This is a genomic window from Rhizobium sp. G21 (assembly GCF_014158035.1).
Classification (GTDB): domain Bacteria; phylum Pseudomonadota; class Alphaproteobacteria; order Rhizobiales; family Rhizobiaceae; genus Rhizobium_E.
Genome location: NZ_JACFXW010000001.1, coordinates 1741050 through 1761713 on the forward strand (window position 1 = coordinate 1741050; position 20664 = coordinate 1761713).

Sequence of the window (20664 nt, forward strand, 5' to 3'; positions counted from 1 at the left end):
CAGGTCACCAGCCTTCGTCGAGAACGCGGGCGAGCATTCCGACGAAATAGTCGGCGCTGGCCTTGGACAGGCACATCGGCGGCTTGATCTTGAGGACATTGAGGTGATCGCCTGTTGGCTGCATGATCACGCCGAGGTCGAGCAGGCGGTCGCAGATCCGCGCCGTTTCGACGGTGGCGGGGGCGAGCGTCTGGCGGTCGCGGACGAATTCGAGGCCGAGATAGAGGCCCATTCCATGCACCGCGCCGACGAGATCGAAGCGCTGGCCAAGCGCCTCCAACCGCGCCTTGAGGTGATCGCCCACCTCACGCGCATTATCCTGCAGTTTCTCCTCGAACAGTGCGTCGAGCACGGTCATGCCGACGATGCAGGAGACCGGGCTGCCGCCGGCGGAGGAGAAGAAATACCCCTCCTTCTCCAGGCTGTCGGCGATGGCGCGGCTGGTGATGACGGCGCCCAACGGGTGGCCGTTGCCCATGCCCTTGGCGATGGTGATGATATCGGGCGTGACGCTCTGCTCCTCGAAGCCCCAGAAATAATGGCCGAGACGGCCGTAGCCGACCTGCACCTCGTCGGCGATGGTGACGCCGCCGCGGGCGCGGACCATATCATAGACCGCCTTCAGATAGCCTTTGGGCAGGGGAATGCCGCCGGAATTGCCATAGACGCATTCGCAGATGAAGCCCGCCAGCGCCTCGCCTTTTTCATCCAGCCGCGCGAGCGCCTTTTCCACCTCGCCGATATAGCCGGGGGCGGACTCCGGCCCGCGATAGGGGCCGCGATAGGTGTTGGGCGAGGTGACGGCGTGCACCCAAGGCGGACGCGTGGTCAGCGCCTGCGGATTGTCGGCGATCGAGGTGGAGACGGCGTCGGAGGCGACCGTCCAGCCATGATAGGCCTCGAGCAGGCACAGCATGTTGCGCGCGCCGGAATGCGCCCAGGCGAGCCGGAGCGCGAGATCGTTGGCTTCCGATCCGGAATTGACGAGGAAAACGGTATCGAGACCTTCGGGCGCGAGATCGACCAGGCGTTTCGAGAAATCGGCGATGCCGGCATAGTGGAAGCGGGAATTGGTGTTGAGCAGGCTCCATTGCCGGCCGACCGCCGCCGAGAGCTTCTCGTGGCCATGACCGAGGATGGCGACATTGTTGACCATGTCGAGATAGGCACGGCCATTGGTGCCGTACATCTGCTCGCGCCAGCCGCGTTCGATCTGCGGCGGGTTCTGGTAATAGTTCTTCTGCGGCTTGGCGAAATGCGCCTGACGCACCGCCATCAGATCATCGTTGGCCAGCTCCGGCGCGTCCAGATCCATGCCCAGAAGCGCAGATGGCGACGGGCAGAGATGTTTCCAGGCGGTCGCCTGATGGTCGGCGACAAAAGCCTGCGGCTTTATCTCGCCGAGGCGGCTCAACTGGATGCCGATCACGCCGCCTTCGCCGACAGCGGCGATCGCCTCTCCGGTCCGGACCGTCCCGCCGATGGGCGCCAGCGGCTCGGCGCCGGTCAGCCACAGCGTGAGATCCTGCCCGACCAGCGCGAGGGCGTCCTCAGATTGGAGGAGGCTACCGGCGAAGGGCGCCTTCAGGCGCGCGCCCTTGCGAGCTGCGAGATCCACGCCGAGCGCTGTCGATGCCGGCGCCTGCGGCGCGTGATGGGTCGCGCGGCTGAGGCGGCGTTCGCCGTAGCAGGTGGCTGCGAAGCCGGTTTTCGCGGCGGCTTCCGTCAGCAACCGCCGATCGATATCGGCTTCCAGCCAGTTGCCGGAACGGTAGACCTCGGAGAGCGGATCGAGCCGGAGCACGGTCAGCGACGAAACCTCAACCTGATCGAGAAGCGGCGCCACGTCGGACGCCGGTGCCGCCGGCAAGGCGCCGACGGCGTCGAGGATAACCGTCTGCATGACCGCGATGGGCAGGCTGACGGCGACGCGAAGGATCTCGCGTTCATGATCGATATTGCCGGCGACATAGGCGTTGTCCGGATCAACAGCGAGTTGTTGCTCGCCCGAGGCGGCCAGGACGCAGGCGCGCTGCACGATCAGCGGCCAGAGCGCCCGCAATTCGCTCTCGGTCAGCGGATAGGCGGCGTGAAAGGCCTCGACGGCCGGCAGGATGAAGAAAGGATCGCCATCGGCGTGGTGCAGAAGCGCTGCGCAGGTAACCGCGAGATCGCCGACCAGCCAGCCGCGCATGAGATCGCCGAAATCGATGACGCCGACAGGAACCGGATGACCATCATCCCCGATCCGGGCGACGACATTGTCGTCGGTCACGTCGTGATGCACCGCCTGCAGCCTGAGTTTGTCGCGCAACGGGGCGAGATGCGCCTCGGCGGCCTCCGTCGCCGTCAGCACTGCGGCGCGACAGGCGGGATCGGCAATGGCGGCGGCAATGGCCAGGGTGACGCCGTGGGCGGCGCGCATGTCCCATTGCAGGGCGCGGTCCAGGCCGGGGTGGTCGAAATCGGCGAGCGTCGCCGCCACCTCCGCCGAAACGCGACCCAGCGCGCGTCGCGTCTTGTTCGACAGATGCTTGCGGCGGGTCAGCGGTTCGCCTTCGAGATAGGTCAGCAGGCGGGCGCGGCAGGCCTGATCGCCGATGACAAGCTGCAGAATTTCGGCGCCCGACCGCGTGGCGACCGGCTGCGGCGCTTCGAAGCCTTGGGCTTTGGCTGCTATGACGCGCATCGCCTCGTTCTGGGCCTCGAGTTCGGTGAGCGAATACTCCGCGCGGGAGATTTTCAGCACGAAGGCGTCGCCGGCCTCAGTCCGAATGCGGAAATTGCGATCCTGCTGGCTGCCGAGTTCGACGATCCGCCCTTCCAGGCCATAGTCGTCTCGCAGAATCGCGGCCGCCTGTCCAATGCTGACGTCAGGCCGCGGGAGATCTGCGCGTTGGGCGGCGTTCTGATGGGTCATGGGCGTTTCTCCCGAGCAAGACGACATGACCTGGTTTCTTAATCGCTGGAATGATTTAGAGCAATCGTCATGACGCCGGCGGCCTTGCCAGACATGCCGCGTCCCCTTAAATGAAAGCCGGCGGGCAGTCGCGCCGGTTTGGAACTCAGCGCCTGATGGAAAAGTCTCCCAGCCGCAGACGCGGAACCCTGTTTTTCTGGTTCGCACTCGCAGTGATCGCCGGTGCGATCGGCGCGACGGTTCTGCTTGCGAGGGACGGCGCCAATCTGAGGCGGATGCTCGACGCGCTGGGGATTTCATCCCCGCCGCAAACGACCGGCGTCGAGACCTCTTCCACCAAGACCAAACGACTGCGCAATCTTGCCATTCCGCTCGATCCCATCGTCTTTCTTCGTGAGATGAAGGATGCGGAAAGCGCGTTTCTCCGGCGCCTCACCATCGACGGCAAAGCGCTTTGCCAAGGCTTTTCCGACGCCGGCTTTGCGATGAGCGGCTGGGCGCCGGGCGTCTTCACCAGCAAGACCTATGAATGCTGGGGGAACAGGTGTTCGGCGCGGACGGTCCGCCGGACAAGCAATCCAGCTTCTTCCTGATGGTCAAAGGCCGGCCGGACGGCGAACTTCTGTCGGCGCGCGTCAAATTCATCTTCACCACGCCGGAGATGCGCGCGCGGATGACCAAGGAGGCGGCGCGAATGCTCGCGCTCCTGGCGGAGAAGACCCGCTGGGGCGATCTCGCCGACCATGCGCGCGACATCAATGCGCTGAAGCCGTTTTCACTCGACGCATTCGGTCTCAGGGTGAAATTTTCCAACGAGTTCAGCGGTCCCGGTCGCTATAATCTCGTCGTGTCGCGCGACGGCGCCTTGACCGACGCCGAAAAGCGCACAAGGCGTTTCTTCGACCGCACCGTCTATCTGCCGTTGCCGGCGGATTTGACGGACAAGACCGCAGCGGCGGACAACAGTGAGACGAAACCAGAGCCATGACCGACTTCACTCCCCTGCAATCGCTGATCGGCGGCGGCCTGATCGGCCTGTCCGCGGTTCTGCTGATGGCCTTTCATGGCCGCATCGCCGGCATGACTGGCCTTCTCGCCGGCGTCCTGCCGCCTCTGGCGGCTGACTGGCCGTGGCGGGCTGCGTTTCTCGCAGGCGCGGCGATCGCACCGATGCTCTGGCTCGCAAGCGGCTGGGAAATCAGCTTCTCGTCGCCCGCAACGCCCTGGACCTTGGCGACAGGCGGCTTCGTCGTGGGCGTCGGCGTGGTGCTGGGCGGCGGCTGCCCCTCGGGACACGGCGTGTGCGGCATCGCCCGCTTCTCAAAACGATTGATCGCGGCGACGCTCACCTTCATGGCGACGGCCTTTGTCAGCATTTTCGTGCTGCGCCATCTGATCGGAGCCGGATCATGAGAGAACTTCTCGCTCTCGGCTTCGGCGCGATCTTCGGCCTGGGCATCGCGATTTCCGGCATGATCAACCCGGCCAAGGTGATGAACTTCTTCGATATCTACGGGACGTGGGATCCGAGCCTCGCCTTCGTGATGATCGGCGCGCTCGCGGTCGCCATTCCCGGCTATGCGCTGATTTTCCGGATGAGCCGCGCGCCCGTTCTCAACGCGCAATTCGCCCGGCCGACCAAGACGGCGCTCGACCGCAGGCTGATCGGCGGGGCGGCGCTGTTCGGTCTCGGCTGGGGCGCGGCGGGCTTCTGCCCCGGCGGCGCCATTCCGGCCATCGGTCTCGGCGAAGCCTCGGTGTACGTCTTCCTGCTGGCGATGATCGCCGGCATGATGGCGATGCGACAGATCCTCGCTCGGCTGGATTGATCCGGGATCAGCGATGCATGCGGGCGCCCTTGGAGATCTTGTCGGCGATCTTCTTGGGCGCGCGATAGCCGAGGCCGACGAATTTGGCGTCGTCAGCGCCGAATTCCGAAAAGACGGCGCGATTGGCGGCGTCGTGGCCGGTCGAGAACATCTCTTCGATATAGGCGGCGCCGTCAACGTCTTGCTCCTTCATGCGCGCCGCCGCCTTGCGGATCGTCTCGCCGTCGGCTTCGAGCACGATGACCGGCTGAGTGCTCACCGGCAGAAAACGCCTGCCGTCGCGATCGAGATAGGGTTCGCCGATAATCTCGGGCGCGCCGGCCGTCACGCCGCTCATCAGAAAGGCGCTCACATTCAGCGCTTGCCAGGATGGCAGGTCCTCGCGCAGGATCAGGACGATTTTGGTGTCGAACATGGGGACTCCCTTGGCTGGCAATGAAGACAGGCGCTTAGCAACGACAGAGACCCCCGGTCTTGAACGTCTGTGCGCGGAAGGCGATCATATCCGCCGGGCGCCCGACGCCGGGGCGCTCGAACGAATCGAGGTGGTGATGTCGCGCTTCGCCTATGCGGCGCATCGCCATGACAGCTATGCGCTGGGGCTGACGATCCGCGGCGCGCAGACATTCGCCTATCGGGGCGAGCGGCGCGTCAGCCTGCCCGGCCAATGGCTGGCGCTGCATCCCGACGAATTGCATGACGGACAGGCGGGCGATGAGGCGGGCCTGCGCTACCGCATGCTCTATCTGGAGCCGTCGAGGCTTTATGACGCGCTGCCCGAGGGCATCAGGACATTGCCCTTCCTCAAGCAGCCGGTCGGCGACGATCCGGCCGTGGCGCGCTTGCTCGCAGGCCTTCTCGACGGCATGGAGGACGACATCGATCCGCTCGCGCTCGACGGATGTCTCGGTGAACTCGCCGCAAGGCTGGCGGCGCTGGGGGATTGGTCAAGGGTCCCGGCAAGACGTCGCCCGATATGCGGCGCATCCGGGATTATCTGATCGCGCATGCGTTCGAGCCGGTTACGTCCGAGGATCTCGAGCGCGTTTCGGGGCTCGACCGTTATCAGATCGCCCGCGCCTTTCGCCGGGTGCATGGATCGAGCCCGCACCGGTTTCTGGTGATGCGGCGGCTACAGGCGGCGCGCAAGCGTATCGGCGAGGGCGCGAAAATTGCCGATGTCGCGGCCGAAACAGGTTTCGCGGATCAGGCGCATCTGACCCGCTGGTTTCGCAGCGCCTATGGCACGACGCCGGGACGCTGGGCGCAGATGGCGGCGCGGAAGGCCTGAAGCGCCAAACATTTGCGGCCTCCGCCCTTCCCTTTGCCAAAAAAACCGCCTAAGACAGCGCCCATCATGGATCGCGCGCGGCTTTGGATCATATCGCGAATTATTAGCCCGGCCTTTGCAGCCTGACCGGCGAGAGCAAAGGTCCGGGACTTCTGGCGTTTGCGCCACTCCAATCCAAGATAGTTCCCATTTTTCGCAGGCGCTGTCCGCCCCTCCCCGCGACCGGGCGCGAGCGCATAAGACGGTATGACGATGAACGACACCGCAGACAAGACCGACTATTCCACCACGCTTTATCTTCCGCAGACGGATTTCCCGATGCGCGCCGGCCTGCCGCAGAAGGAGCCTGAAATCGCCAAGCGCTGGAAGGAGCAGGATCTCTACAAGCAGCTGCGCGCCTCCGCCGCCGGCCGGCAGAAATTTGTGCTACATGACGGCCCGCCCTACGCCAACGGCAACATCCACATCGGGCATGCGCTCAACAAGGTGCTGAAGGACGTCATCACCCGCTCCTTCCAGATGCGCGGTTACGACGCCAATTACGTGCCGGGCTGGGATTGCCACGGCCTGCCGATCGAATGGAAGATCGAGGAAAAGTACCGCGAAAAGGGCAAGGACAAGAACGAGGTCCCGGTCAACGAATTCCGCCGCGAATGCCGCGACTTCGCCCAAGGCTGGATCAACATCCAGTCGGAAGAATTCCGCCGCCTCGGCATCGAAGGCGATTTCGACAATCCCTACACCACCATGAACTATCATTCCGAAGCCCGCATCGCCGGCGAGCTTCTGAAGATCGCCATGTCGGGCCAGCTCTATCGCGGCTCCAAGCCGATCATGTGGTCGGTGGTCGAGCGCACGGCGCTTGCGGAAGCCGAGGTGGAATATCACGAGGTCGAAAGCGACACGATCTGGGTGAAGTTTCCGGTCACCGAGGGCGCTGCCGAACTCAAATCCTCTTCCGTCGTCATCTGGACCACCACGCCCTGGACCATCCCGGGCAACCGCGCCATCTCCTTCTCGTCCCGCATCGAATATGGCCTGTATGAAGTCACGGCGGCCGCCAACGATTTCGGCCCGCAGCCGGGCGAAAAACTGATCTTCGCGGACAAACTGGCCGCTGACGCCTTCGTCAAGGCCAAGCTTGAATTCACCCGCCTTCGCGGCGTCACCGGCGATGAACTCGCCGCCATCACCTGCGCGCATCCGCTTGCGGACATGGGCTACACCTTCGCCGTTCCCATGCTCGACGGCGATCACGTCACCGACGACGCCGGCACCGGCTTCGTGCATACCGCGCCGAGCCACGGCCGCGAAGACTTTGACGCCTGGATGGCCAATGCCCGGGCGCTCGAAGCGCGCGGCATCTCGTCCAAGATCCCCTTCCCGGTCGGCGACGACGGCTTCTACACCGATGAAGCCCCCGGTTTCGGCCCCTCCGCCGAAGGCGGCGCAGCGCGGGTGATGGACGACAACGGCAAGAAAGGCGACGCCAACAAGCGCGTCATCGAGGCGCTGATCGCCGCGAACAACCTCTTCGCCCGCGGCCGCATCAAGCACGACTATCCGCACTCGTGGCGCTCCAAGAAGCCGGTGATCTTCCGCAACACGCCGCAGTGGTTCGTCTATATGGACAAGGACCTCGGCGATGGCGCAACGCTGCGCTCGCGCGCGCTCAACGCAATCGACCAGACCCGCTTTGTGCCCGCCGGCGGCCAGAACCGTCTGCGCGCCATGATCGAACAGCGCCCGGACTGGGTGCTGTCGCGCCAGCGCGCCTGGGGCGTGCCGATCTGCGTCTTCGCCGACAAGGACGGCAATGTGCTGAAGGACGAGGCGGTCAACGCCCGCATTCTCGCAGCCTTCGAGACCGAAGGCGCCGACGCCTGGTTCGCCGAGGGCGCCAAGGAACGTTTCCTGGGTTCAGACCATGATGGCGAGACCTGGCAGATGGTCACCGACATTCTCGACGTCTGGTTCGATTCTGGCTCGACGCACACCTTTACGCTCGAAGACCGTCCGGACCTGAAATGGCCCGCCGACGTCTATCTCGAAGGCTCGGACCAGCATCGCGGCTGGTTCCATTCCTCACTGCTCGAAAGCTGCGCCACGCGCGGCCGCGCGCCCTATGACACGGTCATCACCCATGGCTTCACCATGGCCGAAGACGGCCGCAAGATGTCGAAGTCGCTCGGCAACACCGTGACGCCGCAGGAAGTGATGGGCCAGTCGGGCGCCGATATCCTGCGCCTCTGGGTGATGAACACCGATTACTGGGAAGACCAGCGTCTCGGCAAGACGATCATCCAGACCAATATCGACGCCTATCGCAAGATCCGCAACACGATCCGCTGGATGCTCGGCACGCTCGCCCATGACCAGGGCGAGGACATCGCTTACGCCGATCTTCCGGAACTCGAAAAGCTGATGCTGCATCGTCTGTCGGAACTGGATGCCGTGGTGCGCCAGGGCTATGACGAATTCGACTTCAAGCGCATCGTCCGCTCGCTGTCGGATTTCGCCAATGTCGAATTGTCGGCCTTCTATTTCGACATCCGCAAGGACACGCTCTATTGCGACGCCCCGTCGAGCCTGAAGCGACGCTCGGCGCTGTTCGTGATCCGCAAGCTGTTTGACTGCCTGGTCACCTGGTTTGCGCCGATGATGCCCTTCACCATGGAAGAGGCCTGGCTGTCGCGCGATCCCTCGGCTCAATCGGTGCATCTCGAACAGTTCCCGGCGATCCCGGCCGACTGGTCGAACGAAGCGCTGGCCGAGAAGTGGAAGAAGGTGCGCGCGGTGCGCCGCGCCGTCACAGGCGCGCTGGAGATCGAGCGCAAGGACAAGCGCATCGGCTCCTCGCTCGAATCGGCCCCCGTCGTCCATATCGCCGACGCCGAGCTGATGGCGGCGCTGGACGGGCTGGACTTCGCCGAGATCTGCATCACCTCCGACATTGCGCTCGTGACGGGCGAAGGCCCCGCCGACGCCTTCCGTTCGGAAGACGTGGCTCAGGTGTCCGTGGAGCCCAAGCGGGCGGAAGGCGTCAAATGCGCCCGCTCCTGGAAGATCACCCGCGATGTCGGCTCCGATCCCGATTATCCGGATGTGTCGGCGCGCGATGCGCAGGCGCTCCGCGAACTGGCCGCGCTCAACGGCTGATCACGACTCGAAACGGCGCCTCCGGGCGCCGTTTTCCGTAGAGGACAACGGCCTCGCGAGTTGACAGGATGCAATTCCGGATCGGAATCATTTGCGCTTGCGGCCCATCTCCGGTAAAAGCTGCCTGAAAATGGCCGGAATTTTCGTTAAACCGACTATTCCACACCACTTCCAATGAGCATCTTTCGCCGGAAAGGCTTGGACGGCATGACAAAGTTGTATCGCGTGGCTGGCGCATTTGCGGCGCTTTCCCTTATCGGACTGGCGGCGTCCGGCTGCATGGGGCCGACCTACGGCACGGGAAAGTCGTCCAATGAACAGCTGTTCGACGACCTCGGCGACGCGATTTCGCTCAGGCCGCAGAAGCAGCCCGATCTCGCCTACCAGCCGCGCGGCCAGCTGGTGAAGCCCAGCAACGTCAATGCGCTGGTGGAGCCGGAAAAGAACATCGCCACCAAGGACAATCCGCAATGGGTGGAAAGCCCCGAGGAGCTGCGCAAGCGCCTGCGCGCCGAGGCCGACGCCAATGCCGACAATTCGAGCTACCGCTCGCCGATCGCCGTATCGACCGCCAATGGCCAGGGCTTGTCTCCCGAGCAGCAGCGACAGGCGTTCCGCGAAGCCCGCAAGATACAGGACGGCCGCTATTCCGACCAGCGCCGCTTCATGAGCGATCCGCCGCTCGACTATCGCCGCGTCGACGATCCCTCCAAGCTGACGGATCTCGGCACGCCGGAAGCCAAGAAGGAAAAGGAACGCAAGAAGGAAGCCGAGATTGCCGGCAGCGGCAAGAAATGGTGGCAGGTGTTCGACTGATGGAAAGCGGCCTTCGGGCCGTTTTTTTGCGTCGAAACCTGTGCAGCCGCTCGTAAATTTCCCGAGACCGTTCATTCAATGTTTACGAAGACGTAAACTATTATCGCGAATTTTAGCGGTTAAAAATCCTGTTAACTTTCAGCGCCTATCGCTGGGGCATGAAGGTCAGCAACAAGATACTCGTCAAGTCGAGCGCGGTGGCGGTGATATCCGCGATCATCTCCGTATCCATCTGCCTGTTCGTGGTGCCCTTGCTCGGCGGCGCGCCGGATGGGCCCGGCTTCGTCATGAGCATCGTCTGCCCGCTGGTCATCGCCTGGCCGGCCAGCGCCTATCAGTTTTCGCAGACGGAAAAAATCCGACAGGCGCGCGATGAACTCGCAAGGGCGCATGCCGACCTGGACCGACTGCATGGCGAACTCACCCGCGCTCATGATCTTCTGGCGCACAAGGCGCGGATCGACGGCCTGACGGGCGGGCTGAACCGCGACACCTTCCTCGCCATGTTCGAAACCGCCTGCGGAAAGGACGGTTGCGCCGCGCTGCTGCTCTGCGACGCCGATCATTTCAAGAAGATCAACGATGCGCATGGCCATCTCGCCGGGGACGAAGCCTTGCGAGGCATCGCCCGCGCGATTGCGCGTTCGCTCCGACCCTTCGATTTCTGGGGCCGGGTCGGCGGCGAGGAATTCGCGATCTTTCTCGATGGGGCCGACGACGAGGAAGCGTTCTACGTCGCCGATCAGATCCGCTCCGCGGTGCAAGACATGGGCCTGGCGTATGAGGGGCGCGCGGTGAAGACGACGCTCAGCATCGGCGCGGCCATTTTCGAGGGTCCGGGAGAGGCGCTCGACCACTACCGCTTCGCCGATCGGCGGCTCTATCGCGCCAAGACCAGCGGCCGCAATCGCATCGTCCTGCAGGACGCCGACGAGGCGGAGGCGGCCTGATCAGCCGCGCCTGCCTCGAAAGAAGTCTTTGAGCATTTGCGCCGCCTCGGCCTCGGAAAATCCGGAATAGACATCGGGCGCATGATGACATGTGGGCTGGTTGAAGAAGCGCACGCCGCTGTCGACGGCTCCTCCCTTGGGATCGGCGGCGCCGTAATAGAGCCGACGGATGCGCGCGAAAGAAATGGCGGCGGCGCAAAGCGTGCAGGGCTCCAACGTCACATAGAGATCGGCGTCGATCAGACGCTCGTCGCCGACCTCTGCGCAAGCCATGCGGATCGCCTCGACCTCGGCATGCGCGGTAGGGTCGTTCTTCTCGCGCGTGCGGTTTCCGGCGCGGGCCAGAAGCCGCCCCGACTTGACAATCACCGCGCCGACCGGCACCTCCCCGCGGCTTGCGGCGGCGCGCGCCTCCTCGAATGCGATCTCCATGAAGGGATTTGCCGGCTTCACACGGTATTTCCTCTTAACCCGGGCATGATGTCCTGATAGGAGAGCGTAAGAACAAAGGCAAGGACAGATGAAAGACACCAAGAAACCGGCTGGCCGGAAACAGATACGGGCCAAAACGGGCGGAGACAAGGGCGGAAAATTCGGCTCCGGCAAGGGCGCAGGCGCCCGGTCGGCGAAGGCCCCGGGCGGCAAGGACAAGAACCCCGCCCATCTCGAAGTCACGGGCGAAGGCGAACGCATCTCCAAGATCATGGCGCGCGCCGGCGTCGCATCGCGCCGCGATTGCGAGCGCATGATCCTCGAAGGCCGGGTGTCGCTGAACGGCAAGGTGCTGACCACGCCCGCCGTCAACTGTACGCCCGACGACAAGATCGAGGTCGACGGCCAGCCGATCGGCGCCATCGAGCGGACTCGGCTGTGGATCTATTACAAGCCCGCCGGATTGGTGACCACCAATTACGACCCCGAAGGCCGTCCGACCGTGTTCGACAATCTGCCGGAAGACCTGCCGCGGGTGATCTCCGTCGGCCGCCTCGACATCAACACCGAAGGCCTGCTGCTGCTGACCAATGACGGCGGTCTGGCGCGCATGCTGGAACTGCCGACCACCGGCTGGCTGCGCCGCTACCGCGTGCGCGCCTATGGCGCGATCGATCAGGAAAAGCTCGACAGCCTGAAAGAGGGCATCGCCGTCGACGGCGTGTTCTACGGCGCGATCGAAGCCACCCTCGACCGCCAGCAGGGCCACAATGTCTGGATCACCATGGGTCTGCGCGAAGGCAAGAACCGGGAGATCAAGAATGTTCTCGGCGCGCTCGGTCTCGACGTCAACCGCCTGATCCGCATCTCCTACGGCCCGTTCCAGCTCGGCGAACTCGAAGAAGGCGACGTGGTGGAAGTGCGCAGCCGCACGCTGCGCGAACAGCTCGGGCCGCGCCTGATTGCCGAAGCCAACGCCAATTTCGAAGCGCCGATCAACAATCTGCCGAAGGACGCCGCCGAAGAGCCGAAGGCGGACAAACCGGAAGCGTCGGAACGGCCGCGCCGCGAAAGCCGCGAGGAACGCCGGGACCGCGACCTCGCCAGCATCGACACCAAGCGTCCGCCGAGGGGCGAGGCGCGCGGCAAAGGCGACTGGGCCAAGGGCGACCGCGACAAGAGCGATCGCCCCCGAGGCGATCGGGAACGCGGCGGCGATCGGGAACGCCGGGGACGCGATGACGACCGTCGCAGCGAAAAGCCCAAGCGTCCGCCGCTGGGCACGATCCGCACGGCCAATGTCTGGATCGCTCCGGGCGGCCGCCCGGCGGAAACCGTAACCGCCAGCGACACGATTACCGATCGGGCTGGACGTCAGATCCTGCGCGTGCGCAAGCCCAAGCAGGAAACGGACAAGAAGCCGTCCAAGCCCAAGCGCCCGGCAGCTGCGAAAGCGCGACGCGACGAACGCGGCGACGCCGGCCGGGACGAGCGCGACGCCCGGCCGTCGCGTCGTCCACGCGAAGACGGCGCAACGGGCGAGCGCCCCGCGCCCGCTCCGCAAGACCGGGCGGCAAGCCGGATTTGCAGGAGCGTGGGGATGCGCCCAAGCGCTCCTTCGCGAAGGGCAAGCCGGATTTCGCCCGCGATGGCGACAAGCGCCGGGACGACCGGCCGCGCTCCGACAAGCCCAGGGACGATAAGCCGAGACAGGATCGTCCCCGGGACGACAGCCGTCGCGACGACACGCGCAAGCCGGGCGGACGTCGCCCTGACGCGCGCTCGGGCGAAGGCCGCAGCGATGACAGAGGCGGCCCCCGCAAGGGCGGACCGGGCGGAAAAGGCGTAAGGGGCGGCGGTGCGGATCGTCGGCGGTGAATTTCGAGGGCGGCCGCTCGCGACCCCGAAAAGCCAGGACATCCGGCCGACCACCGACCGGACGCGCGAGAGCCTGTTCAACATCCTGAACCACAAATATCCCGAGGCGCTCGACGGCGGCCGCGTCATGGACGTGTTCGCCGGCACCGGCGCGGTGGGGCTGGAAGCCCTGTCGCGCGGCTGTTCGCAGGCGATGTTCGTGGAAATGTCGGTCGAGGGCCGCGGTCTCATCCGCAGCAATATCGAGGCGCTGGGGCTGCAGGGCCGCACGCGCATTCTCCGGCGCGACGCGACCGATCTCGGCTCGAGCGGCACGATCGACCCGTTCGACTTGCTTTTCGCCGATCCGCCTTATGAGAAGGGTCTGGGCGAAAAAGCGATGGGCTCGGCGGCCGCCGGCGGCTGGTTGAAGCCTGGCGCGCTCGCTATCCTCGAAGAACGATCCACGGTCGATCCCGTGGCTCCCAAGCCGTTCGCTTTCCTGGAAACTCGGGAATTCGGCGATACGCGCATGCATTTCTACCGCTACGCTCCCGACCGGTGAGGACGAGATGATTACGCAGGGCAACTCTGCGCCGAGAGTGGCGATCGCCTTCGGCGGCGGCGGCGCGCGGGGACTTGCGCATATCCATGTCATAGAAGCGCTCGACGAACTCGGCATACGCCCGGTGCGGATCACGGGCTCTTCCATCGGCGCGATCATGGGCGCCGGCATGGCGGCAGGGCTATCCGGCGCCGAGATCCGCGACTTCACGCTGAAGACGGTCGGCGACCCGCGAGCGGTGATGAACCGTATCTGGTCGCTGAGGCCGACGACGCTTCAGGAATTTGTCTCCGGCGGCGGCTTTCGTGTCGGCCAATATAATCTCGAACGTATTCTGAAGGCCTTCCTGCCGGAGTCCCTGCCGGAGGATTTTTCCGGGCTCGCCATTCCGCTCGGCGTCATCGCCACCGACTATTACGGCGAACGCGAAGTGCTGATCGAGCAAGGGGCGCTTTTTCCAGCGCTTGCGGCCTCGGCGGCCATTCCCGCCGTGTTCATGCCGGTCATGCTGGACGGCCGCGTGATGATCGATGGCGGCATCTACAATCCCGTGCCGTTCGACTATCTGTTCGACGACGCCGACATCGTCATCGGCGTCGATGTGGTCGGCGCGCCCGTCGGCGAAGACCAGCAGATTCCTCGCCGCATCGAAAGCGTGTTCGGCGCGAGCCAGTTGATGATGCAGTCGATCATCGCCGCCAAGCTCAAGATCCGTAAACCGGACATTCTCCTGCGGCCCAATGTCGGCAAGATCGCCGTGCTAGATTTCATGAAAGCGGCCGACATTCTCGCCATGTCGGCCGACATCAAGGACGAACTCAAGCGTTCGCTGGACGCCGCGATCGCCTTCCGCGCCTGAGCGCTTACTTCGCCTTCAGGAGATCGCGAATTTCGGTCAGCAGCACGACATCCTCGGGCGGCCCGGCGGGCTTCGGCTCTTCCTTCTTCGGCATGGCGCGATTGACGACTTTGATGAGCAGGAAGATGATCCAGGCGACGATCAGGAAGTTGATCAGGATGGTGATGAAGTTGCCATAGGCGAATACCGCCCCTTGTTCTCGCGCCGCGGCCAAAGATGTTGCCGTCACAGTGCTCGACAGCGGAATGAAATAGTTCGAAAAATCGACATTGCCGATGATGGCGCCGACGACGGGCATGATCAGATCTTCGACGAGCGACTTGACGATGGCGCCGAAGGACGCGCCGATGATCACGCCGACGGCGAGATCGAGCACGTTGCCGCGCGCGATGAAGGTCTTGAATTCGTTCAACATGGGCCTCTCCTTGCTTGTCCACCCGAATAAAGTAAACGCTAATAATCGGTTAACCGCAAGACAGCCGACGGTCCATTCCGGAACATCCTAGCCGAAGGAATGACTTTTCCACGACCCCGCTTGGGCCTATGCTCCTCAAGGCGCGGGAGGCGCATCAAGGAGAGGGCATGCTTCCAGGCTGGGTGCTTTTCGGCTCGACGATCGGCTATTTGGGGCTGCTGTTCGCGGTGGCCTGGTTCGGCGACCGCAAGGCGCGGGCGCCGGAGGCGATCGAGCGCAGCCGTCCACTGGTCTATGCGCTCAGTCTCGCCATCTACTGCACATCCTGGACCTATTTCGGCGGCGTCGGCCTGGCCGCCGAGCGCGGCTGGGAATTCCTCGGCATCTATATCGGCCCGATGCTGATGTTCACCCTGGGCCTGCCCTTGATCCGAAGGATCATCGTGATCGCCAAGCGCGAACGCCTGACCTCCATCGCCGATTTCATCGCCGCCCGCTACGGCAAGAACCCGGTGGTCGCCATGATCGTGGCGCTGGTGGCGCTGGCCGGCGCCGTGCCCTATATCGCGCTCCAGCTCAAGGCCGTATCCGCCTCCGTCGCCGCGCTCGTCGATACGTCGGGCTATGCGATCGGGCTCGACTCGCACCAGTTGATCGACCTGCCGCTCATCGTGTCGCTGTCGCTCGCGCTGTTCGCCGTGATCTTCGGCACCCGCCACGCCGACGCCACCGAGCACCAGAACGGGTTGATGGTGGCGATCGCCACGGAATCCGTCGTCAAACTGATCGCCATCGGCACGGTCGGCGTCACCGTCGCCTTCTTCCTGTTCGACGGTCCGGCCGATCTGTTCGCCGCGGCGGGACGCCATGCCGAAGCCGCGGCGGCATTGGCCTATCAGACGCCGCCCGGCCGCTGGATCACGCTGACCGCGCTGTCGGCCTTCGCCATCGTGATGCTGCCGCGGCAGTTCCATGTCACTGTGGTGGAAAACCGCAGCCATGGCGAACTGAAGCTCGCGGCAATCTTCTTCCCGCTCTACCTGATCGCCATCAATCTCTTCGTGCTGCCGATCGCGCTCGGCGGCGTCATCCTGTTCAACGGCGCGGGAGACGCTGATCTCTATGTGCTGACGGTGCCGCTGCAATCCGGGCTGAAGGCGATCACGCTGATCGCGTTCATCGGCGGCTTCTCGGCGGCGACCGCCATGGTGATCGTGGCCTCGGTGGCGCTGGCGATCATGATCTCCAACGACATCGTGCTGCCGGTCCTTCTCCGGCGCAACCTCGTCGGCGCGCGGAGCGACACGACGGAGGATCTCGGCCGGCTGGTGCTGATGGTTCGGCGCGGATCGATCTTCGGGGTCATGCTGCTCGGTTATCTCTATTACCGGGCGGCGGGCGCCTCCAACGACCTCGCCTCGATCGGCCTCATCGCTTTCGCCGCGATCGGGCAGATGGCGCCGGCGATGCTGGGCGGGCTGTTCTGGCGGCGCGCCAATGCGCGCGGCGCCATCGCCGGCATCACTTCGGGCTTCATGGTCTGGACCTGGCTCTTGTTCATCCCGTCGCTCGGCGGCACCGACACCTCGCCCGACGCCGGGCTCATTCTCGACGCGATCCTGCCCTCGTCGAAATTCTTTTCAGGACATGGCAGCGATCCCTTCATCAATTCGGTGCTGCTCAGCCTGATCGTCAACACCGCCTGTTTCGTGATCGGCTCCTTGAGCCGCAACGCCAAGCTGATCGAGCGACAACAGGCGGCGGTTTATATTCCACAATCTGAGAATCCACGCCTGTTGATGCGCAGCTGGCGCACGGGGCTGACGGTCGGCGATCTGAAGACCGTCACGGCCGCTATCTCGGCGAGGAGCGGATGCAGCGCTCCTTCGCCAATTTCGAGGCCCGGCGCGGCAAACCGCTCGATCCGCGCCAGGTGGCGGACGCCGATCTCCTGAACTTTTCCGAACAATTGCTGGGCTCGGCGATCGGCTCGTCCTCGGCGCGGCTGGTGATGACGCTGACCATGCGCCGCCACGACGCCCAGCCCGACGACACCGCGCTTCTGCTCGACCAGGCCTCGGAGGCCATCGAGTATAATCAGGGCGTGCTGCAGACCGCGCTCGCGCAGATGGACCAGGGTGTGGCGGTGTTCGACGGCGAAAACCGCCTGTCGATCTGGAACCGGCGGTTCCGGGCGCTCCTCGATCTGCCCGAAAGCGTAGGCCAGGTGGGCTTTCCGCTCTCGGCCATCGTCGCACAACTCGCCGAGCGCGGCGATATCGCCATAGGCAGCGAAGTCGACGTGATGGAGACGATCCTGACGCCCGAGACGAGCTTCGTGCTGCATCTCGATCAGGGCGCTCGCATCGTCGAGCTGCGCTCCAACGCCATGCCGGATCGCGGCATCGTCACCACCGTCACCGACATAACGGCGCAAGTGAAGGCGGCGCGCGAACTCGAAGTCGCCAACGAGACGCTGGAGGCGCGGGTCAGCGCCCGCACCCAGGAACTGACCACGGTCAACCAGCAGCTCGCCGAAGCGCGCGCCGCCGCCGAAGAGGCCAATCTCGGCAAGACCCGTTTCTTCGCCGCTGCGGGCCACGATATCCTGCAGCCCTTGAACGCCGCGCGCCTCTATTCCTCGACGCTGGTGGAGCGGCTCGGCCATTCGCCCAACAGCGACCTCGTGCTCAACATCGATTCCGCGCTGGAATCGGTGGAATCCATTTTGGGCGCGGTGCTCGACATTTCCCGGCTCGACACCGGCGCGATGAAGCCGCGCATGACCGCGCTGCCGCTCGCGCCTTTCCTGAAGCGCATCGAAACGGATTATCAGCCGCTGGCCCAGGCGCGGGCTGACACTCACCTTCATGCCGACTTCGCTGAAAGTGACGTCGGACGGCATGCTGCTGCGCCGGCTTGTGCAGAACCTCGTCTCCAACGCCATCAAGTACACGGTGACCGGTCGCGTTCTGGTGGGCGCGCGCAAGCGTGGTCAGGAAGTGTGGATCGAGGTGCATGACACCGGGATCGGCATTCCCAAATCGAAATTCCGCACCGTGTTCAAGGAATTCGCCCGGCTCGACGAAGGCGCCCGGACGGCGTCCGGGCTGGGTTTGGGCCTGTCGATCGTCGACCGCATCGGTCGCGTGCTCAACCATCCGGTCGAACTCCAGTCCACGCCCGGCAAGGGAACCGTGTTCCGGGTGCGGCTGCCGCTGAGCGAGCAGCTTCCCGACGCGAAAAGGACGGACGCCGGCGACGGCCCGAAGCCGGGTCTGGCGCGGCTCGACCATCTCGCCATTCTCTGCATCGACAACGAGCCGGCCATCCTCGACGGCATGGGGCTGCTTCTGGAGGGCTGGGGCGCGCGCGTGGCCAAGGCCTCGGGCCGGACCGAGGCGGAAGAGCTTCTCGCGCGGCCCGGCGCCGGCGTCGATCTGGTCATCGCCGATTATCATCTCGACGACTCCACCGGCATCGAAGCCATCGAGGCGGTGCGGGCTCGATTGCCGGATCTGCCCGCCATCCTGGTGACCGCCGACCGGACGGCCGAGGTGCGGGCGGCGGCGGACCGGCTGGGCGCGGTCCTGCTCAACAAGCCGGTGAAGCCGGCAGCCCTGCGCGCCAATCTGATGCGCATCCCCATCCGGCAAAAAGACGCGGCCGAGTAGGATTTTGCTTTCGCGGGAGCCGCGAATCCGGGAAAAGGGGCCATGACCATCAAGCTCCTGCCAGAAACGCTGATCAACCAGATCGCCGCCGGCGAGGTGATCGAACGCCCCGCCAGCGCCGCCAAGGAATTGATCGAAAACGCCATCGACGCCGGCGCGACCCGGATCGAGATCGCCACCAGCGGCGGCGGCAAGTCGCTGCTCAGGATCGTCGACAACGGCTCGGGCATGGGGCCGGAGGATCTGGCGCTAGCCGTCAGGCGGCATTGCACCTCAAGCTCGAGCGGGGGCTCGAGGATATCCGCACGCTCGGCTTTCGCGGGGAAGCGTTACCGTCGATCGGCTCGGTGGCCAAGCTGTCGATCGTCTCGCGGCTCAAGGATGCGAGCGACGCGTTCGAGGTCACGGTTCATGGCGGCAGGATGTCGGACATCCGCCCCAAGGCCGCCAATGCCGGCACTGTGGTGGAGGTGCGCGACCTGTTTTTCGCCACGCCGGCGCGTCTGAAGTTCCTGAAGAGCGAGAAAGCCGAGGCCGGCGCGATCACCGAAGTGGTCAGGCGGATGGCCATCGCCTTCCCGCATATCCGCTTCACCCTGTCGGGCACGGACAGGTCTCTCCTCGAGTTTTCCGCGACGCCCGGCGACAAACTGGCGCGCATCGCCCAGGTGATCGGAAAGGATTTCGAGGACAATTCCATTGAAATCGACGCCGAGCGCGAAGGCGTGCGCCTATCGGGTTACGCCGGCGTGCCGACCTTCCATCGCGGCAACAGCGCCCATCAATTCGCCTTCGTCAATGGCCGTCCGGTCAATGACAAGCTGATCATCTCGGCGCTGCGCGGCGCCTATGCCGAAACCGTGCCCTCGGGCCGCTACCCGGCTGCGGTGCTCGACATCGAGCTCGATCCGGCGCTGGTCGACGTCAATGTGCATCCGGCGAAATCCGACGTCCGCTTCCGCGATCCGGGCCTGGTGCGCGGGCTGATCGTCGGGGCGATCCGGCAGGCGCTGCTGCGGGAGGGAGACCGCTCCTCGACGACAGCGACGCGATCGATGATGGACGCATTCCATCCCGGCTTTTCCGGCTATCGCGCGCCGCCCGCGCAGAACTGGACGGCGGCGCAATCGCCCTCACGGCCCTTCGAGCCCATGGGCTTTGCGGAACAGCCAACGGCCTCCCCGTTTCGCCAACAGGGTTTTGCCGACTTCGCCGCGCCGTCCGCCCGCACCGACGCCCCTGTTATGGCTGCAGCCGAGACCGCCCAACCGGACCTGACGCGCCATCCGCTCGGCGCGGCGCGGGCGCAATTGCATGAAAATTATATCGTGGCGCAGACGGAGACTGGCGTCGTCATCGTCGACCAGCACGCCGCCCATGAGCGGCTGGTGTTCGAAGACATGCGAAAGGCGTTGCGCGACCGCGACCTGCCGACCCAGGCGCTGCTGATCCCCGAGATCGTCGATCTGCCCGAAGAGGATTGCGACCGGCTGATGGAGCATGCGGAGGATCTGAAAAGGCTCGGCCTCGTTTATGAACGGTTCGGGCCCGGCGCGATCCTGATCCGCGAGACGCCGGCCATGCTCGGCGAAACCGACATTCAAGGCTTGGTGAAGGATCTCGTCGACGAGATCGGCGAATGGGACACGTCGCGCGGCCTGCATGCGCGGCTCGAACATGTGGCGGCGACGATGGCCTGCCACGGCTCGGTGCGTTCGGGGCGCCGCCTCAGGGTGGAGGAAATGAACGCGCTGCTGCGACAGATGGAGGCGACGCCGGGTTCCGGCCAATGCAATCACGGCCGCCCGACCTATATCGAACTGAAGCTCACCGACATCGAACGGCTGTTCGGCCGAAGCTGATTTTTGTGGCGAAAAGCGGCGCGCCTCTGTATATC

Annotated in this window: 16 protein-coding genes and 2 pseudogenes; 14 read left to right on the forward strand and 4 right to left on the reverse strand. The window is 64.8% G+C overall.

Annotation, left to right across the window (positions count from 1 at the left end; genetic code table 11):
- Positions 1 to 4: 4 nt before the first annotated feature.
- Complete coding sequence (locus H2O14_RS08940; RefSeq protein ID WP_182827368.1) at positions 5 to 2920, reverse strand: aminotransferase; 2916 nt, start codon at positions 2918 to 2920, stop codon at positions 5 to 7.
- Between the two features lie 155 nt (positions 2921 to 3075).
- Here H2O14_RS08940 and H2O14_RS08945 point away from each other — a divergent pair, with 155 nt between their 5' ends.
- Genes H2O14_RS08945 through H2O14_RS08960 form a run of 4 tightly spaced genes read left to right on the forward strand, consistent with a single transcriptional unit; the run spans position 3076 to position 4749 of the window.
- A complete protein-coding gene (locus H2O14_RS08945) occupies positions 3076 to 3513 on the forward strand; it encodes a DUF6030 family protein (RefSeq protein ID WP_182827369.1) in 438 nt (145 codons plus the stop codon).
- Positions 3450 to 3908 carry a DUF6030 family protein gene (locus H2O14_RS08950; RefSeq protein WP_182827370.1) on the forward strand — a complete coding sequence of 153 codons (459 nt, stop codon included), beginning with the start codon at positions 3450 to 3452 and terminating at the stop codon, positions 3906 to 3908. The genes H2O14_RS08945 and H2O14_RS08950 overlap by 64 nt, the downstream gene beginning before the upstream one ends.
- Complete coding sequence (locus H2O14_RS08955; protein ID WP_182827371.1) at positions 3905 to 4333, forward strand: YeeE/YedE family protein; 429 nt, start codon at positions 3905 to 3907, stop codon at positions 4331 to 4333. Before H2O14_RS08950 ends, H2O14_RS08955 begins: the two co-directional genes overlap by 4 nt.
- The gene (locus tag H2O14_RS08960; protein ID WP_182827372.1) at positions 4330 to 4749 is read left to right on the forward strand and encodes a DUF6691 family protein; all 420 of its coding nucleotides are present in this window, start codon (positions 4330 to 4332) and stop codon (positions 4747 to 4749) included. Before H2O14_RS08955 ends, H2O14_RS08960 begins: the two co-directional genes overlap by 4 nt.
- A 7-nt stretch (positions 4750 to 4756) precedes the next feature.
- On the opposite strand, the gene H2O14_RS08965 is transcribed toward H2O14_RS08960, so the two are convergent.
- Positions 4757 to 5164 carry a DUF2000 family protein gene (locus H2O14_RS08965; protein ID WP_182827373.1) on the reverse strand — a complete coding sequence of 136 codons (408 nt, stop codon included), beginning with the start codon at positions 5162 to 5164 and terminating at the stop codon, positions 4757 to 4759.
- A 10-nt stretch (positions 5165 to 5174) separates the two neighbouring features.
- Between H2O14_RS08965 and H2O14_RS28825 the strand changes: the two genes are divergently transcribed.
- From H2O14_RS28825 to H2O14_RS08985, 5 genes are all read left to right on the forward strand, one after another.
- Positions 5175 to 5750 (forward strand): AraC family ligand binding domain-containing protein, encoded by a 576-nt coding sequence (locus H2O14_RS28825; RefSeq protein ID WP_312858578.1) that lies wholly within the window; start codon positions 5175 to 5177, stop codon positions 5748 to 5750.
- Complete coding sequence (locus tag H2O14_RS28830; protein ID WP_312858579.1) at positions 5726 to 6040, forward strand: AraC family transcriptional regulator; 315 nt, start codon at positions 5726 to 5728, stop codon at positions 6038 to 6040. The genes H2O14_RS28825 and H2O14_RS28830 overlap by 25 nt, the downstream gene beginning before the upstream one ends.
- 252 nt (positions 6041 to 6292) lie before the next feature.
- Positions 6293 to 9199: an isoleucine--tRNA ligase gene (gene ileS / locus H2O14_RS08975; RefSeq protein WP_182827374.1), complete on the forward strand. Its 2907-nt coding sequence runs from the start codon at positions 6293 to 6295 to the stop codon at positions 9197 to 9199.
- Between the two features lie 207 nt (positions 9200 to 9406).
- The gene (locus H2O14_RS08980; protein WP_182827375.1) at positions 9407 to 10015 is read left to right on the forward strand and encodes a hypothetical protein; all 609 of its coding nucleotides are present in this window, start codon (positions 9407 to 9409) and stop codon (positions 10013 to 10015) included.
- A 158-nt stretch (positions 10016 to 10173) separates the two neighbouring features.
- Positions 10174 to 10965, forward strand: coding sequence for a GGDEF domain-containing protein (locus tag H2O14_RS08985; protein ID WP_182827376.1), 792 nt, complete (start codon positions 10174 to 10176; stop codon positions 10963 to 10965).
- Here the strand turns inward: H2O14_RS08985 and H2O14_RS08990 are convergent, their stop codons facing one another.
- Positions 10966 to 11397, reverse strand: coding sequence for a nucleoside deaminase (locus H2O14_RS08990; protein WP_182829318.1), 432 nt, complete (start codon positions 11395 to 11397; stop codon positions 10966 to 10968).
- A gap of 88 nt (positions 11398 to 11485) precedes the next feature.
- Here H2O14_RS08990 and H2O14_RS08995 point away from each other — a divergent pair, with 88 nt between their 5' ends.
- The 3 genes from H2O14_RS08995 to H2O14_RS09005 are packed head-to-tail and all read left to right on the forward strand — an operon-like array spanning position 11486 to position 14678.
- Positions 11486 to 13246, forward strand: a complete 1761-nt coding sequence (locus H2O14_RS08995) for a pseudouridine synthase (protein WP_409526912.1) — start codon at positions 11486 to 11488, stop codon at positions 13244 to 13246.
- Positions 13247 to 13255: 9 nt separating this feature from the next.
- Positions 13256 to 13819 carry a 16S rRNA (guanine(966)-N(2))-methyltransferase RsmD gene (gene rsmD / locus H2O14_RS09000; protein WP_182827377.1) on the forward strand — a complete coding sequence of 188 codons (564 nt, stop codon included), beginning with the start codon at positions 13256 to 13258 and terminating at the stop codon, positions 13817 to 13819.
- 7 nt (positions 13820 to 13826) lie between these two features.
- Positions 13827 to 14678, forward strand: a complete 852-nt coding sequence (locus H2O14_RS09005; RefSeq protein WP_182827378.1) for a patatin-like phospholipase family protein — start codon at positions 13827 to 13829, stop codon at positions 14676 to 14678.
- 4 nt (positions 14679 to 14682) lie between these two features.
- Here H2O14_RS09005 and mscL read toward each other — a convergent pair whose 3' ends face one another.
- A complete protein-coding gene (gene mscL, locus H2O14_RS09010) occupies positions 14683 to 15093 on the reverse strand; it encodes a large conductance mechanosensitive channel protein MscL (protein WP_182827379.1) in 411 nt (136 codons plus the stop codon).
- A gap of 167 nt (positions 15094 to 15260) precedes the next feature.
- Between mscL and H2O14_RS09015 the strand changes: the two are divergent.
- A pseudogene (locus H2O14_RS09015) lies at positions 15261 to 18767 on the forward strand (PAS-domain containing protein).
- A gap of 42 nt (positions 18768 to 18809) precedes the next feature.
- A pseudogene (mutL, locus tag H2O14_RS09020) lies at positions 18810 to 20629 on the forward strand (DNA mismatch repair endonuclease MutL).
- The last annotated feature ends 35 nt before the right edge of the window (positions 20630 to 20664 follow it).

Coding starts and splice junctions, on each gene's coding strand:
- H2O14_RS08995 (WP_409526912.1), top strand. CDS start 11,486: ATGAAAGACACCAAGAAACCGGCTGGCCGGAAACAGATACGGGCCAAA.
- H2O14_RS08965 (WP_182827373.1), bottom strand. CDS start 5,164: ATGTTCGACACCAAAATCGTCCTGATCCTGCGCGAGGACCTGCCATCC.
- H2O14_RS28830 (WP_312858579.1), top strand. CDS start 5,726: ATGCGGCGCATCCGGGATTATCTGATCGCGCATGCGTTCGAGCCGGTT.
- H2O14_RS08985 (WP_182827376.1), top strand. CDS start 10,174: ATGAAGGTCAGCAACAAGATACTCGTCAAGTCGAGCGCGGTGGCGGTG.
- H2O14_RS08980 (WP_182827375.1), top strand. CDS start 9,407: ATGACAAAGTTGTATCGCGTGGCTGGCGCATTTGCGGCGCTTTCCCTT.
- H2O14_RS08945 (WP_182827369.1), top strand. CDS start 3,076: ATGGAAAAGTCTCCCAGCCGCAGACGCGGAACCCTGTTTTTCTGGTTC.
- ileS (WP_182827374.1), top strand. CDS start 6,293: ATGAACGACACCGCAGACAAGACCGACTATTCCACCACGCTTTATCTT.
- H2O14_RS08940 (WP_182827368.1), bottom strand. CDS start 2,920: ATGACCCATCAGAACGCCGCCCAACGCGCAGATCTCCCGCGGCCTGAC.
- H2O14_RS08990 (WP_182829318.1), bottom strand. CDS start 11,397: ATGGAGATCGCATTCGAGGAGGCGCGCGCCGCCGCAAGCCGCGGGGAG.
- H2O14_RS08950 (WP_182827370.1), top strand. CDS start 3,450: ATGCTGGGGGAACAGGTGTTCGGCGCGGACGGTCCGCCGGACAAGCAA.
- H2O14_RS08955 (WP_182827371.1), top strand. CDS start 3,905: ATGACCGACTTCACTCCCCTGCAATCGCTGATCGGCGGCGGCCTGATC.
- H2O14_RS08960 (WP_182827372.1), top strand. CDS start 4,330: ATGAGAGAACTTCTCGCTCTCGGCTTCGGCGCGATCTTCGGCCTGGGC.
- mscL (WP_182827379.1), bottom strand. CDS start 15,093: ATGTTGAACGAATTCAAGACCTTCATCGCGCGCGGCAACGTGCTCGAT.
- H2O14_RS09005 (WP_182827378.1), top strand. CDS start 13,827: ATGATTACGCAGGGCAACTCTGCGCCGAGAGTGGCGATCGCCTTCGGC.